General features: G+C 68.0%; 9 protein-coding genes. 1 reads left to right on the top strand and 8 read right to left on the bottom strand.

Going from position 1 to position 16,108, the window contains the following annotated elements:
- Window positions 1–15: 15 nt before the first annotated feature.
- From BLU09_RS38950 to BLU09_RS31240, 8 genes are all read right to left on the bottom strand, one after another.
- Window positions 16–189 carry a hypothetical protein gene (locus tag BLU09_RS38950; protein ID WP_167371200.1) on the bottom strand — a complete coding sequence of 58 codons (174 nt, stop codon included), beginning with the start codon at window positions 187–189 and terminating at the stop codon, window positions 16–18.
- 3 nt (window positions 190–192) lie between these two features.
- Window positions 193–1,467 (bottom strand): CIS tube protein, encoded by a 1,275-nt coding sequence (locus tag BLU09_RS31270; protein ID WP_090494026.1) that lies wholly within the window; start codon window positions 1,465–1,467, stop codon window positions 193–195.
- Between the two features lie 4 nt (window positions 1,468–1,471).
- Window positions 1,472–1,954 (bottom strand): phage tail protein, encoded by a 483-nt coding sequence (locus BLU09_RS31265; RefSeq protein ID WP_090494024.1) that lies wholly within the window; start codon window positions 1,952–1,954, stop codon window positions 1,472–1,474.
- A complete protein-coding gene (locus BLU09_RS31260; RefSeq protein ID WP_090494022.1) occupies window positions 1,951–3,522 on the bottom strand; it encodes a phage tail sheath protein in 1,572 nt (523 codons plus the stop codon). Before BLU09_RS31260 ends, BLU09_RS31265 begins: the two co-directional genes overlap by 4 nt.
- Window positions 3,523–3,549: 27 nt before the next feature.
- Complete coding sequence (locus BLU09_RS31255) at window positions 3,550–4,005, bottom strand: phage tail protein (RefSeq protein ID WP_090494020.1); 456 nt, start codon at window positions 4,003–4,005, stop codon at window positions 3,550–3,552.
- An 18-nt stretch (window positions 4,006–4,023) separates the two neighbouring features.
- Window positions 4,024–6,330, bottom strand: coding sequence for a phage tail sheath subtilisin-like domain-containing protein (locus BLU09_RS31250; protein ID WP_244172182.1), 2,307 nt, complete (start codon window positions 6,328–6,330; stop codon window positions 4,024–4,026).
- Between the two features lie 126 nt (window positions 6,331–6,456).
- A complete protein-coding gene (locus tag BLU09_RS31245; protein ID WP_244172181.1) occupies window positions 6,457–7,182 on the bottom strand; it encodes a hypothetical protein in 726 nt (241 codons plus the stop codon).
- 2 nt (window positions 7,183–7,184) lie between these two features.
- Window positions 7,185–7,778: a Pvc16 family protein gene (locus BLU09_RS31240; RefSeq protein ID WP_090494013.1), complete on the bottom strand. Its 594-nt coding sequence runs from the start codon at window positions 7,776–7,778 to the stop codon at window positions 7,185–7,187.
- A gap of 401 nt (window positions 7,779–8,179) precedes the next feature.
- Here BLU09_RS31240 and BLU09_RS31235 point away from each other — a divergent pair, with 401 nt between their 5' ends.
- Window positions 8,180–16,108 carry a hypothetical protein gene (locus BLU09_RS31235; RefSeq protein WP_143043232.1) on the top strand — a complete coding sequence of 2,643 codons (7,929 nt, stop codon included), beginning with the start codon at window positions 8,180–8,182 and terminating at the stop codon, window positions 16,106–16,108.

The following is a 16,108-nucleotide window of genomic DNA, read 5'->3' as shown; positions in this document are numbered from 1 at the left end:
GAACGGGGAGCGGACTCAGTCGGCGAAGAGGCGGGCCTTGCGTTGCGTGAGGAGCCGGATGGCACGGGCAATCGATGTCGGATCCACGGGTGGCGGCGTGAGCGCTGGCTCCGGGGCCGGACGCTGGCTCGCGTCTGGCGTGGAACCCGAGACGACGGACCCCTGGACCTCGTCGAAGACGATGGACATGGCTCAATCTCCCTCGAAGCGGAGGCGGCCCCTGGGGGGCAGGGTCGCGCCGAAGCGGGGCCTGGTGACTCGGGCACGTCCTCCGAGCTCGAAGAGGCCGTCTCCGGTGGTTTCGTAGGTGTAGGTGTCCACGTGCCCGGTGGAGCGCACGGTCTCCAGCCGGATGGAGGTGCGTGGAGGACCGGCACGCAGTCCCACGAACGCGCCTGCTGTGGCCGAGAGGCCCGCGGAGGCTTGCGCGCCAGCCCAGGCATTCGCGGTCCAGCCCGAGGCGGATGCCCCCGTGGTCGCGGGGAAGTTGGCTCCAGCGGAGAACGACGCTCCCGCGGAGAAGATCGGGCTCGATGCGGACGCACCCACGCCGAATGAGGCTGAGCCTCCCGCGACTGCCCCCGCGGTGAAGGTGGCGCTGCCTCCGAACGAGGCGCCCGCTGAGAAGGCACCGCCGGCCGAGAAGGCACCGCCGGCTGAGAAGCCCCCACCCGCCGAGAAGCCACCGCCGGCCGAGAAGCCCCCACCCGCCGAGAAGCCACCGCCGGCAGCGAAGATCCCGCTCGCGCCCATTCCGCCGCCGAGGCCCAGCCCCGCGCCCGCGCTGAATCCACCGCCAACGCCGAAGCCAGCCCCCGCGCCGATTCCACCCCCCATGCCAAACCCAGCCCCGGCGCCGGCCCCCAAGGCGCCTCCAGGTGCGCCTGTGGCGAACGCGGCGGGCGAGGCCAGCGGGACGGAAGGGTCGACGGTCATCACGTCCTGACTGGGGAAGCGCGGATTGTCCTCGCCATTCTGCTCCGCGACCGCGCGCGGGATGGGCTGGTTGGGAGCCGCGGCCACTTGCCGCGAGCGCTCTCCCTCAGCGCCTCGCGAGAAGATCTGCTGCTGCCGCGTCATTCCCAGCGCCACCGTTGAACGCAGCGGGATGCCATCAGCCGAAAAGAAGTCGATGGTCTCCTGATAGGTCTCCACCAGTCCGGTGAACTCGAACGCGCCCCAGCGGAACGTGACGTCCGGAGGAATCTGGGTCTTGGTCCCCATCATCCGTGCGATCCGGATGGTCTGGTCGCAGACGTTGGCTCCCGTGTCCGTGGTGTCGAACACCAGCTCCATCGAGAGCTTCGCGTTGCTCTCCGCGACGAACTGCTGAAACTCCTGGCCACGGACGTTCTGAAGCTTGTTGTTGACGGTGTACTGGAGCGAGCCCGGATTGAAGTGCACCGGGAGTTCCTGGCCGTTGCTCTCGTTGATGAAGCTCGCGCTCTCGGGAGTCCTGTCTCGCATGGGCTCATTCCTCCTCGAGGGTCAGCCCCTCGTGGACGAGGTGCAGTTCTTCGATACCGACCTCGGTCGCCCGAGCGTTGAAGTCGGCCGCCTTGAACTTCACGGGCAGGGCCCGGTCGAGCTTGTAGGTGAGCACCGTCCGCAGTTCGCCGTTCTCCGACGGCGCCTTGAGTCGGATGCGCACCGTGCAGCGGTAGCCGTAGTCTCCCGACGTGACTCGCGCGAACCAGCGCAGCAGCCGTTCTCCTTCCGAAATGCCCCGCTTGAGCACCACCGTGCCGAAGGTCACGGGACCTGCGCGCTGAACGGCGCCCAGGTTGTGGCCACCGACCTGAATCACGCGCGGCTCCATCGTGGCCTCCAGCCCGGAGCACTCGGAGAACGCGCCATCCACCGGAGCGTCGCCCCCGCCGCTTCCGGACAGCGGCTCCGGCTGGAACGCGAGCTCGAAGCGGAAGGTGTGCAGGACAAAGGTCGCATCGCTCATGCGGCGTCCTCCTGCCGTAGCGTGACGCCGCCCTCCAGCGACGAAAGCCTCACGTGCAAGCGTTCGAGTGAGGCCGCGGGATCCAACTCGACCATGACGACGAGGCGGCCTGCATCCAGGTCGTCCTGGGTCATGGTGGTCCGGTCGCACCGCACGGAGAACGCCTCGCCGCGGTTCGCTCCGCGCAGCGCACCCGCTTCGTAGTATCGGCCCAGCATGGCCTCGAACTGGTAGCGGAGCTCCCGCCAGGTGGTCTCGTTGGAGGCCGAGAACGTCAGGTCCACGCCCATCTGCCGCGCGGCCCTGAGGACCGAGGATAGCAACCGGCTCACCGGCGCCTGCCGGTGGCTGGCCATGTTGCTGGAGGTCACATCCGAGAGCACCTGCAGCCCGAGCGGCGTTGGGCCCAACAAGGACACGCGCTCGACAAGTCCCCTCGGGCCTGCTTCCGGAAGCCGGGGCGTCAGGTCCCGCGTCGAGGGAATCGGGAAGACACGTCGCACATCGACCAGCGACAGCCCCAGGGTGTTCCGAAACGTCCCTCTCAGCAGCGCATTGCGCGCCAGGACGCCCGTCAGGACGCCCTCCGGCGCCTCGAGGTTCTCCGGCAGGCCCACGGAGCCAGCGGTCTGGAGCCAGGGATAGGCGAGCTGGATGAAGGCGCTCTGGAACGGGAGGAGGAGGCCGTGCTCGTGCAGGAACCGCCCCATGTCCTGCATCGCGGTGCGCTTCCCGGCCGCTGTATCGAAGACGAGGCTGGCGGAGGGGAGCGGCAGCGATGCGATCAGGTGTGTCTCTCGCAGGCGCCGGTCACGCAGCAGCTCCGCGAGGATGGCGAGGAAGCCGGCCCAGTCCTGGTAGCCGGTCAGGTCACAACGCGGCGCCTCGCGCTCCGGCGTGCGCCACTGGGGTCCGGCTTCTCCCAGGGGAATCACACACGGGCCAAATCCAGGAGCACCGAGGGGCGGGAGGCGGGGAACGGGCAGGGGCTCGGGCACTTCCGCGACCAGCTCTGGCAGGTCCGGAAGGCACAGGAAGGAGACGTCGGGCAGGCCAAACAGGTGCGCCGCGCCGTGCCACGTCGTCCGGTCGATGGCGGACGCGGCATGCTCCATTCCAGGAGGCGCGGGCAGCCGACTGCCCGGAAGCAGCAGATTGAGGCGCTGGAGCCGTGTCGGGCGGTCCTGCTCCGGAGGGAGCGGGTCCGCCATCCGTATCACGTAGCACTTGCGTCCCCCCTGCGCGAAGAAGGCGCGGACCGCCGCCCCCAGGGCCGTGGGCTCATCGGGCGTGAGGCCGGTGCGCGCTCGCCAGTCGAAGTGCCGCTCGAAGGCGCCAAAGCTCTCGAAGGGCAGGGGGACGTCGGTGAGGGGATGCTGCGGATCGCTGGGGTCCACGCGGAGCGTGGGGGCGGTCATCCACCCTTGCTCGAACAAGTAGCGCGACAGGGCCGCCGCCACGGGCGACTCCGGACGACGGCGGACGAAGCCGACGAAGCAGGCCACGTCCATCCGCTCGGGCGCGCTGGGCGCCACGCGCTCTGTCGCTTCGAAAGTCAGGCGCCGCATGGACCTGGGTCCCCCATTGCGCTCCGCTCAGTCCACGTCCGGGAAGCCCATCCGCACCGTTTCAGCGGAGAGGACGAGCTCTTCCATGGCCACGTCTCCGCCCCCCTTGGCGGCCAGCGTGGGGCCGGAGAACTTCATGGGGGTGACGTTCACCAGCTTCCAGGACTGCACGGGGTTGCGCGCCTCGTCGAGCAGCCGGATGGTGACGGCCGCCTTGCGCCCGAGTGGACCGTTGCGGCGCACGTCCTCCACCCAGCTCCAGATGGCCCGGGAGTCGACGATGCCGCGCTTGAGCGTCACGTCCCCGGTCTTGAAGGGACCGGGGACCTTGCGCACATGGTTCTCCGGGTCGTTGCCGTCGCGGTACTCGGAGAGGGTGATTTCGGTGTTCAGCCCGGACACGTCGGAGAATCCACCGAAGGACGTTCCATCGAAGCTGACTTCGAAGTTGAAGGCGCCGTAGGGCGTGGGACGGGTGGTCATGGCGACTGGTCCTTTGCGTTAGGTCCGGGCATCCGCCGTCTTCTGGCCGACGCGGAAGATGACGAACTCGGCGGGCTTCACCACCGCGACGCCGATGAGACAGACCAGCCGCCCGTTATCGAGGTCGTTCTGGTCCATGGTGGTCCGGTCGCACCGGACGAAGAACGCCTGCCTGGGTTCGGTGCCGAGGAACGCGCCGGTGCGCCACTGGTTCTCCAGGAAGCTGCCGATCGTCTCCCGGATGTTGGCCCACAGCCGCTCGCCATTCGGCTCGAACACCGCCCACTGCGTCCCCTCGTCGATGGAGCGCTCGAGGAAGTTGAAGTAGCGCCGGACGTTGACGTACTTCCATTCCGGGTCGGAGCTGATGGTGCGGGCGCCCCACACGCGGTAGCCGCGTCCAGGGAAGAAGCGCAGGCAGTTGATGCCCTGCGGGTTCAGCGTCTCCTGCTGCGCGAAGTTGATGTCCTGCTCGAAGCGCAGCGCGCCACGGACCACCTCGTTCGCGGGGGCCTTGAACACGCCACGCTCGATGTCGCTTCGCGCGTAGATGCCGCACACGAACGCGGAAGGCGGCAGCGCGATTTCACGGGGGACGTCCGCGGCGTCGGGACGGGCCAGCGGGTTGGCCACGACGACCCATGGGTAGTAGAGCGCCGCCTTGGTGGAGTCGAGCTGCGCGCGCACGTCCATCGCGTCCTGGGGGCCCAGTCCGCGCGGCGTGTCGAGCACGGCCACGCGGTACGCACGGCGCTTCTCCGCCGCGCTGATGAGGCTCAGCCGCACGGCTTGCGCCGACGCATAGGCGGACGAGCCTGGCGCGGCGATGATGGAGATGTCCTCCACACCTCCCAGGCGGTCCAGGGCGTCGTCATACTGTGCGGCACCGGGCGCCGAACCGTCCGTGCCTCCCGTGAGCGCGAACGGCCCCGAGGCCAGGGCCGCGCGGAGCGCGAACACCGACACGCTGGTGCCTGCCTCGAACGCGTACAGCCGCTCCATCTGCTCGGAGAGCGTCGTTGGCGTGGGCGTGAGCACACTGCCGAGGTAGCGCGGGTGGGAACGGTCGAGTCCCAGCCCTTCGTAGCTCCGTTCCTGCCCATCCGCGTCCTGGGTGATGACGGTCAACGTGACGAAGCTGCTCCCTCCCGGGAGCTGCTGGAACTGGGAGGCCGCATCCGCCGGAAGGGGGAGCGTGTCACTTCCGTTGGACCAGGTACTGTCCGCCTGCTTCACCCACCACGTCTCGCCGGGCGTACCGTCCGCGCCGGGTTCGACCGTGGGCGCGTCGAGACCGAGCGCGCTGGAGCTGACCGCCGTCACCTCCAGCGTGTGACCGGCACCAGGAACCGGGTGGGAGATGACGAGCTTGCTGTCCTCGACCGAGGCATTCGCGTTGGCGCCCAGCAAGGCCTGGAGGTCGCCCAGCGTCACCTCGCCCAGGTCGCCCACGTTGTTGTTCGCCGGGTCCGCCGCGTTGTCCACCGTCTGGGCGTCCAGCTTGAGCTGGGGATTCGCGGAGACTTCGATGAGCGCCTGGGTGCCTCGGGCGTCCGTGCCCAGGATGAGCCGTCCGGCGGGCGCCGCGTCATCAGCGCCGCTCAGCCGGGCATAGCCGCCGCGGATTTGCCGGTTGAGGTGGTCCACGACCTCCAAGGGCGTCAGCGGGCCGTCGGTGGGCAGGGTGAGCGTTTGCACCTGTCCGCCCAGGGTGACGGTGAGCGTGCTGTTGGCTTCAAGGAACGTGGTGGTAGGGTCGAGCTCCGCGGTCGCACCCGCCTCGGCGTTGCGGCCCAGGAAGGTGAGGGTGACGTCCGGGCCTCCATCGATTTGGAGCGTGAGCGTGGTGCCGTCAGGGAGGCTGAACGGCGGCGGGAGGGTGCCCACCACGCGCGCGGCGGAGGCCGCGGTCTGATTCAGCCGCACCATGCTGCCAACAGGCGCGCGCCGCATGGCACCGACCGTGGCAGGCGTCAGCACCTCCTGCGCCGTGATGGTGCCGTTGCCGCCGCTGCCCGGAAACCGTGCGGTGAAGCGCGCGCGCAGGTCGGCGTTGGCGTTGGGGATGACCTCCGCCTGGGCGGTGGCGCTGGCGGGCGTGCCCGAGAAGACCCGCGCCACGTAGAGGCGCGCGCCGCCTTCGTTGAAGTACGCACGCACCGAGTGCGCCAGGTAGTTCGTCGTTTCGTCCGTACCGGTCAGGTCCAGATCGCCAAGACCCCCAAACAGCCGGATGAACTCGGCGAAGCTCGTGACGAGCGCCGGCGTGCCATTCGTGGGACCCTTGCGAGCAGGACCCGCGAAGCCACTGGTGCTGGTACTCACTCCCTCAATGGACCTGGCTCGGAAACTCGTCTCTTCGACGTAGACACCAGGTGCGAGATATTCAGGCACGCGAGCCCCCTCTCTTCGTGGTTACGTGGCGCGCAGCCGCGCCGTCAGGGTCAACAGTCATGGATTGGCCCAGGTGAGCTGGATGGTGGCGGTCACCTCTTCGCCAGCGGCTATCTCCAGGGTGCTGCTCAATGGCTGGAACGCGGCGGCGAGCGAATCAGGGTCGGGGGGCAACGGCGAAGGAGCCCATGCGGCCCGGATGCTGAAGGTGAAGTGGGGCGGGGCTTCGGGGTTGCTCCAGTTCGCGACGGGGATGCCAGCGATGGGGATGAGCGCATCTCCGTTGTGGTTCGACAGGCCCCACCGCTCGATGCTCGGCGAGGCCAGGGTCAGGGACACGAGCGCGCTGGACAGCGGCTTGCCGTGCGCATCCTCCACCCGGAGCCGCACCACGGCGCTGCGGACGGAGGGGCGCATCAATGGGGAGGGGTAGAGCGTGACGTCCACGGGCCGGAAGACCGAGTCAGCGGGCAGCGGCTGTCCTGGGGGCGGTGGGGTCGTGCTTCGCGGCAGCACCAGGGTGAAGCTCCGGTCCAGGTAGCGACGGGAGGCGTCGCTCGCCACCAGCGTGAAGGGCGTGGGGGGCGGTGGTATCTCCGGTGGCTCGAAATGCTCCGTGTAGTCGGCGAAGCCTGGCGCCGCCGCGACCACGAGCAGCCCGCTCGTGTTTCGCAGGATGCGAATGCCTTCTCCGGAGAGGGTGACGGGCTCAGCGACAGGGCGCAGCGTCTCCGCGTCGAGGAGGCGGATGCCGGCGAGGGCCCGGCTCTCGATGCGCTCCATCCTCATCGCCTGGGAACCTCGTTCGTGAAGTCGAAGCGACGCGCCACCACGGGTCTTCCAGCCGGCTTGCCCTGCACGTCGATGCACACCACGCGCGCCACGTACGTCAGGCTGGGCCGGTAGGGGCGGCGCAAGGCATCCCAGAGCCGGGCGAGGTCTTCGTGACTGATTTCCGCGGGGATGATCTGCACGAGATCATCGGGTCCCCAGGCTCCCGCGGGGGTGAGGTCCGAGGCGCTCAGCGCCTTATGCATGTGCAATCGCAACATGACCCAGGCCATGAGGCGGTGTTCGACGTCGACGGAGTCTGCCCAGACGGTGAGCAGGTAATGCAGGTCCAGGGCGAGCGGCGGGGGGCCCTCCGGCCTGGATTCGTTGCGCAGGTGCTCGTTGACGGAGACGCGGTAGAGGAAGAGCGTGACGCCGGGCGTGTCTATCGGCGGAGCGTTGGTCTCACTTCCAGCCATGGTCGTGCTGGGCACGAGACTGAAGCTGCAGGCCGGGAGCCCATCGTCTTCCCGAGACAACTCATAGGCGTGCCGCAGGTACGAGACCAGCGAGTCACCTACCGAGTAGACGGCGGAAAAACTGGCCACTGCGGAGCCCCCATGTCCGTCAGATGAGTTCGCCTTCCGTGAAGACTGCTCGCACTTTATGTGTCGGAATGGTGTCGGATTTCATACGGGCGTGAGAAGGCCTTGGTGCGGTGGGTGGAATGCGTAGAACCTGTCAGGCCGTCCGCCTCGTCTGGGAGTCTGGCTATTCTGTATCGATGATTCAGGGGGCATCTGGCCTGGCTTGAGCTGACAAGGAGGCACGGGTGAAAGCGCAGGCGGTTTCCCGTCCAGACGTCCGGGCACGCACGTCCGAGCCAACCGCCCGACGCGATGAACAGTCGCGACAGCGAGCGGAGTCCCCGCGCCTGCCGCGCTATTTGATGTTTCGTCTGAGCGCGCAGGCGATACTCCCTTTATCGCAGGGGAACGAATCACCGCTGTTGCAGGCGCTGCGCTCAGAGCCGCTCGACCTGGCGCCAATGAATGGCGAGGCGTCGGGCACCTCCTTCGTGGAGTCAGACACCCCCGAATTCCTCTCCGAGACGGGGTTGGATGAACCCGTGATGGAGGACGCCTCGGCGGGGGCGCACAGCGAAGCCTTGGATGCGCCGCCGGAGGAAGCGCCTGTTCCCGATGAAGTGCAGCCGACGGCTGATTCGACGCGTGCGGAGGATGGCGCGGCAGTCGAATCTTCACCGCATCAAGAGGCAGGCAGCGAGGTGTCGCGTGACGATGCGCGAGACGAGGGCCCCTCGGCTGCCACGGCCAGGGCTTCACAGGAGCGTGAGCCATCCGCGCCGGAGGAGGAAGCACAAGGCGCGCCCGAGCAGGAGCCACCAGCGGTGGAGGTGGCGCGAGTCGAAGAGGGACCCGAGGGCGTGGACGCTGGCGGTGGCATGGCGGCAGACGCGGCGCTAGAGGTGCCCGAGCTCACGCCTGCGTTGTCCGATTCCCCGCTGGACGTCGTCGCGGATGCCAGTACGGGGAGCGCGCCCACCATGGCCGCGGTGCGGGCCCAGATTCAGCGCCGGACGGCGGCCATTCAGGTGGCTCCGGTGACGGCGGGCACAAGCGGCGCCCGAGAGGTGCGGTCCGTGACGGTGTCTCGCGCGGAGCTGTTGCGCCTCCGCGCCACGGACGTCCCACGCAGTGCCGAGACCGCGATGCCGCCGGTGCCTGAAGGGCTTCCGGAGACACTGCCAACTCCCGAAGACCCGGTTCCCGAGGCCCGAAGGGGCGTCGAGGTGAAGTCGGGGCTGCCACTCCCCACGCAGACGCCCCCCGCGCTCACCGTGAGCCCCTTTGGAAACAACCCGCGGTCGGGAGACCGGCCGGTGTCGGCGGACCTCATCCGTCAGCTCCACCGGGTGCTCGATGAGGGGCCTCCCGTCTCGGACCCCAATGACGAGGCACGATTCCGGCTGCTCATGATGCGCGAGCGCCTCATGGAGCGCTCGGCCCCCGAGCCCGGTCACGGCACGCCCGTCGCGCTTCAGGAGCCCAGGCCCCCTGAAGTTCCTCCGCTCACTCCGGCGCGGCGTACCCAGACGGCGCAGGTCATCGCGCGGCTGCTCGCCCGGAAAGGGGAGGAAGCGCGGGAGTGGGTCTCCTCGGCTCGGAGGAGTGCGTACCCCAACGGCGCGCTCGAGCGTGTCACGGAGACGGCCCGCTTGGGCGAGGACACCTTCGCTCCGGAGTTCGAGCGCACGTTGGAGCAACAGCTCAACGCCATCGCCGCCGAGGCAGGTATCGCGGAGGAGGACCTCCAGACGGCCGTCGACGAGCGGCGGCGCGTGCTCGACGAGCGGACCCGCTTGGAAGAGGAAAGCCTCCAAATGTCGCTTCCGGAGGCCACGGCTGAACTCGGAGGCGCGAGTCAGGCGGTCAGTGACGGGGTGGCGGGCGGCCGTATCTGGATGGAGGCGCGCGCGCGCGCAGCGGAGGGAGGGGCTTCTTCACCGACCGCCTCCGTCACCGCGCAGCGAGACGCGCTCCTGGATGACATCAACCGGCGCGTGGCGCGAGCGGACGCGCTGTATCGCCGGTCGGCGACGGTCCGCGAGCAGGAACTCGTCCAGGCCGAGCAGGACCAACGGGCTGCCTATGAGGCCGCGGCTCAGCGAGACGAGTTCCAGCTCGACGAGGACCGGGGCGAGCGCAGTCAGGTGGAGGTCCAGGCGGATGTGGCTCGCAGCACGGCCTGGCTCACCGAGCGACAGGCCTTCCTACGCCGCGAGTTCGAGCGGCTGAAAGCCGAGGCACGCGACGCGGGTCGAGGCTACCGAGTGGAGCTGGCCAGCGCGGGCAACGATGGGCGCGAATCGATTCGCGAGTGGGCCGCGGCTCAACTGGGCGAGGAGCGGGATTTCTGGGAGTCGTTCCTGGAGATGCTCGAGGACTGGGCGGACCAGACTCGCGCCAACGCCGAGGCCTGGGAGGCGCTGCAAAACCAGGAGACGGTCCAGGCCGTCGCGGGCGACCTGGCGATGCTCGATCGGGTTCAGCGTGCGGCCTCCGCGGGGATTTCTGAACAGGCGCTGCTTGCCGCCAACGCGTTGTCCGCGGAGGAGCAGGCTCTCGTCCACGCCTACTTCAATCCGGACCCGGCGGAGGGGGCGAGTGATCCGATTGGCGCCGTGGCCGCGGGCATGCGGGCGCGCATCTTCAACCAGCGCAAGGATTCACTGGAGAGTGGCATCCGGGACTTGTTCACGGATTCCGACCTGCCCTGGACGGTGTTCGCCGACGTGGCCCGCGCCGCGGGGAACACTCAATTCGATGCCTCGCATCGGGCGGACGAAATCTATCGCGCCTACCACGGGGGGATTACGGGCATCGGGACGGACGAGGCCCGCGCCTTCCGAGCCATGACGGGGCTGGGGCCTCTCGAGGCCCTGGCGCTGCGCAAGTGCTATCGGCAGACCTACGGACTGGACCTCGAAAAAGACAGCAAGAGCGAGTTGTCCGGGGCCGAATACCAGCGCGCACGCGCGTTGCTGGCGGGAGACCGGAACAGAGCGGACGCCGCCGCGCTCTACACGGCGATGAAGGAAGCCGGTTTGGGGACCGGCGCGGGGACGGACGAAGCGACCATCATGCAGATCCTCCGGAACAAGACTCCGGAGGAGGTCGAGCAAATCTCCCGGTTGTACCGGGAGATGTATCACCAGGATCTCCACGCCGCGCTGCGGGAGGAACTGGACGACTGGGCCACGTTCACCACGCACGATGCCGATCGCGCCGACGCCCTGCTTCGCAGCGACACCGCGACGGCGGACGCCATCGCCATCAATCAGCAGGTGCACGGCTTCTCGTGGGCCAACGCGTTCAACCTCACCTATGGCACCTCGTTCGAGGCGGGGGCTCGTGACGAGGTTGCCGCCATCTACGAGCAGGTCCGCAGGGATGTCACGGAGGTGCCCGGCAGCGCGGACTGGTCCAAAGACAAGTTCGAGGCGGAGGTCACCCGTCGCGTCCAGGCCATCAGCAATGCCTACGGAGGGCTGTCGTCGTACGGCCACATCGGAGGCTCGCTGGAGGAGGACCTCGCCACGCGCTTCAGCGGGCCCAACCGCGACCTGGTGCTGTCGCTGGCAAGCAACGACCAGACTGGCGCGGATGCGGCACGCCTCGCCATCGAGCGTCAGAGCACGTTCTACGCCTCCGATACGGAGATGAACCGGGTCCTCGAGTCGCAGTACGACCGAGCGCTGGAGGCAGTCCGGAGGGACATGGCACCCGAGCGGCGCCGTGCCCTCATGGCGCTGCTCGACCTGGAGGAGGCCGAATTCAGGCAGCAAACCGGCCAACGCTGGACGCCTGCCGAGCGCTGGCGGAGGCAGCAGCTCGTCGAGCGTCAGATCGAGGCGGAACTGGAGGTGGAGGCGCGAGCCCTCGCTGACGGGAACATGACCGCCTTGAGCCAGCGATACGCCGGCACGTACAGCGAGTCGCTGGCAACGGCGCTCGATGAATCCACCAGTGGTGTGGACGGCGAGCGCGCGCGGACACTCCTGCGTCAGGGCGGATACCTCACCCGTTACCAGCGCTTCGACTTCTCGGTGCGTGGCGCGGGCACGGATGAGCAGGGGGCTCGTCGAGCCATCGAGGGTGCCTCCCGTGCAGAGCTCGAGGAGATGCGGGCGCAGTGGGCCCGGGAGAATCCGGGCGAGACGCTCGACAGTCGCGCGGCCAGTGAGCTGAGCGGCTCCGATGACATGGACATGCGCATCGCGCTCATGGGGGCCCCGGAGACGATCGAGGACCGGGTCCGTATCGAGCGTGCACGCATGGCCCTGGAGGAACCCTCGCAGGGAATCGCGGGCCCGGAGCAGGCGCTCATGCAGATACGCCTGGCCCAACTGGAGGCTCTCTCCGACCGCATGTACGACGCGGACGTCTCTCCGGAGGAGCGGGCACGGCTGCTGGGCGACTTCGACTTCCACGCCGATGCGGTGCGGACGGCCGTGGAGGACCACCGCGCCGCGGTGGCGGAGATGACCGACAGCATCGCCAACGTGGTGGGAATCACCGTGGCGCTGATTGTCGGGGGAGTGGGAGCGATCTTCACCGGCGGGGCCTCCGCCGCCATTGCCCTGGCCATCATCGCGTCCATGGCGAGCACGGCCGCCTCCATGGGGACGCGGTGGTTGTTGCTGGGAAACCAGTACGGCCACGAGGAAATCCTCATGGACCTGGGGCTGGGGCTGGTGGATGCCCTGGTCGGGGGGCTGACAGCGGGGTTCGGCAATCGCCTGCTGGGCATCAGCCAGATTGGCCGTGCCGTCGCGGCGCCGGTGGTGACGCGCGCTGGCATGCGGGGGGCGGCACAGCGACTGTCGATGTCGCTGCGGCAGCTCTTCGTGGGGAGCACCGGGCGGCTGACGCAGGCGACCCGTTCCATCGCCATGCTCGAGCGCATGTTGCAAGGCGGGCGGCTCAGCCAGCTCGCCGCACACGGCATCGCGCAGACGATGGAGAACGCGGTGCAGTCGCTGCCCTCCGCCGTCATCGCCAACGTGGCGAACGACCAGGCCTGGGAGCATGGCAACCCGCTGGTGAACATCGTGCGTGGCACCTCGGAGCAGATGGGGCACGGGCTGGCCCTGGGGCTCGCCATGAGTGCCGGGCACGCCTCGGTGAGCCATGTGGGCGGCGCGGCCTGGCGGTTTGCTCGTGGCCCCCGGCTTGGAAGTGCCCCGGACGTTTTGTCGCACGAGCATCTGCTGACCTCTCCGGAGTCCCACGAGGCGGCGCTTCGCGAGTTCCAGCGTCGCAACCCGGGCAGCTCGGAGCAGGACTTCCTGGCGCTGGTGAATGAACAACGACGGCTGCACCTGGAGGAGTTCCTGGCGGAGGACCGAGGCCGGACGGAGGCCGACTTCAACCAGATGCTCGAAGGGGAGCGCGCCGCGCGGCTCGCCGAGTACCAGCAGATGCATCCAGGCCGCACGTCGGCTGACTTCGACGCCGACGTGGGCCGCCGCAGCGGTGAGGCACATTCAGAGGTGTCGCGCACGGCGAAGGCCCTGGAGGCGGTGCGGACGCAGATGGAGGAGGGGCTCCCGGAGGACGCGCGGGCACTCGCTCGTGAGGTTCCGGTGACGTCGGTGTCAGCCTCGGAGATGGCGCGCTTGCAGGGCAGCCTCACGGCGGAGGCCGCAGTGGTCATTCGTGATGGCCAGGTGCACCTGGTGGTGCGCGAGGGCGCGAATCCGGCCGCGGTGCGCGAGCAAGCCGCGCGTCTGGTGGAGCTGGTGGAGCCCGGCACCGCGGGGCGCGCGAAGGACCCGTCGCTCTCCCTGCCACGAGACCTGCGTGACCGGGTTCCCGTCCACGTCAATCCGAAGCTCACGGGAGGCTCGGTGCAGGTGCATTACGTGTCACACAAGGACGTCATCGTCGGCGTGTGGCTCGAGGTGGGGCCACAGGCACGGGCCGTGGACATCCACATGCATGTGCGGACGGCGCGTTCCATGCGTCAGCTCCAGGGCTTGAGCGGCTCCGTGCAGCGGTTGCTGGCACAGGTCCGGCAGTGGTTCGGAGCCAATCCGGGAGCGAGGCCGGGCACCATCGCGTGGGAGGCCAGGCTCGAGCTGGAGAAGCTCCCGCGAATCATCCAGGAGCGGGCGCAGGCGCTTCGGTTGGCCACGGACCCTGACGTCCGGACTCGCATCGCGTTCGAAATCGAGACGTTGCGGCTGCAGGTGGAGACACATGCCGCGAACGTCCGGGCGATGAGCCTGGAGCCGGGTGTCGGCTTCGTCGCGGCGACGGTGCCAAATGAGGCGACGGTTGCTGCTCGCCTCGCGGAAATGCCCCCCGAGCTGCGGCAGATTCTTCGGGAACGAGGACCTCTGGTCGAGGCCTACGTGGCGATGAATCCGGAGTTCTTCCGCACGTTGGTGATGCCGCGTGGGGAGACGGCCCTTGCGGCGAATGAAGTCAGCGTGGAGCGCACCCAGAGATTGGCGGACATCCTCCTTCGCTTGCTGGGCGGGCGCGATGCGAGGGATCTGGCGTCACCAGGGCTGCTGCCGCTGGCGGAGACCCACCTCCACTTGGGGGGCATGCTCGAGGCGGAACACATCGTCCGGTACATGGAGGCACTCATTGGTGATACGGCGAACCCCGAAAGCGCTCGCGGGGAACTCAATCGGTGGATCAAGGCCGTCAACGACCTGCTTTCCGGGCGTGAGGGGAGGCGTCGCATCTCCAAAGAGGATCGTGCTCGCTTCACACAGTCCCAGGAAGACGCGCGGGCCGCCCTCAAGGAGTACGACGAGGCCTACCGCTCCTCGCTCGTTGAGCCGAAGCCCGAGGATGCGGCGATCCTTCACGTGTTGCGTGAGAAGCTGATCGAGCACATCGAGGACGTTGTCTCGATGCCCATGACCGATGCCACGATGAAGCCCTTGCTCACGCCTTTCTTCGCTGAGTTCGTCCGGCAGAAGCGATTCCTGCTCGGAAGGAAATCGGGCCTCGAGCTCCTCACGATGGCGGCAAGCGACCTTCACGAGCACGGCGTGTCGATGCTCGAGCTGCGCCAGGGACTCTCCGATCATGTCGAAGCATGGTTCGAGGCCATGAGGCAATCTGGAGCGGATTTTGTTCAGGGCCTCATTGTCACGCAGGTGAAGAACTACGCTGCGGATCCGAACTTCATCCCGGAGATCATGCGCCGAATTCGCGATGGCGAGCTGGCCTACGTTCTCGGATTCGATCTGAGCGGGCTGGAATCCGGGGGCATCGGAAAGGACACGGTGGGACTGAGAGATGCCTATCTCAACCCCTTCCTGGAGGTCCATCAGTACAATCGTCAGCAACTGGTGGGACTGCTCGAAGGCAACGAAGGGCTGCGAGACGGTGTTCAGCAATTCCTTGAGTCCAGTTCGGACCTCCGCTTCCATTTCCTCGTCCAACGTCTCGGTCTTCCGGCGAACACACCACCCCTGGTGGTCGCGGACAGACTGGCCCAAGCCATTCAGGATGGGACCCTGGGCGCACGTGAACTGGGCGTCTGGAATCGGGTGATGCGCGACGCCATCACGCACGTCGGGGTTGAGCATCAAACGAACTACCTTGCGCCGCGGGATGGCTTCCGGGGCTTGTTGGGGATCACCGTCCATGCGGGCGAGCAGGTGCGGGGGCAGGTTTCGCTGAGTTCGCTGCTGGAAGACGTGCGTCTCGTTCTCGATTACGGGTCCGATCGCGTCGGCCATGGTGTGATTCTCGGTACCTCCTTCGTCGACCCGGGGCACCCGGTGCGCGTCAACTCCAGACTGATGACAAGCCTGGGGTTCAAGGAGCGAAAGGGTGTGTGGGTTCGCGGGAAGGAGCGCTACACGGTGGAGGCGCTCCTGGCGATGGAGCAGAAACGGAGACAACTCCTGGGCCAGGCCGTCAACCTCGGCGTGGTGATCGAAATCAACCCGACGTCGAACGTGTTGCTGAGCGGGCTCGACCCATGGTCGGCACATCCCGTGGCGCGTATGCTGCAGGACGAACCCGCACTTCGCGTTTCCGTGAACACGGACAACGCAGGCATGCACTTGACCAATCCGCGTCTGGAGCTGGCCTACCTGCTGGCGACCGAGTCCTTGACGTACCCTCAAGCCGTCCGGGTGGTCCTTGAAGGATTCGCGTCTCGCATGGGCGGCCGTCCGATTGCGGACGCCGGGAACCTGCGCAAGCAGATGGAAGACGCCATCGTGCTGGCCACGCGGACGAGCGGCGAGCGTATGCTCGTGCTGGAAGAACTGGCGCGCCGCTACGGCCTGCAGGCGCCAGCGCCTGCGACCGGCATCGAAGTTGACGATGGTGCTTTTCGACAGGCCCTGTCCCCCTACCTCCGCCTCATCCTGCAATGA

Origin of the sequence: Myxococcus virescens (assembly GCF_900101905.1) — a bacterium.
Taxonomy (GTDB): Bacteria; Myxococcota; Myxococcia; order Myxococcales; family Myxococcaceae; genus Myxococcus; species Myxococcus virescens.
This window is presented reverse-complemented; position numbering and strand designations above follow the sequence as displayed.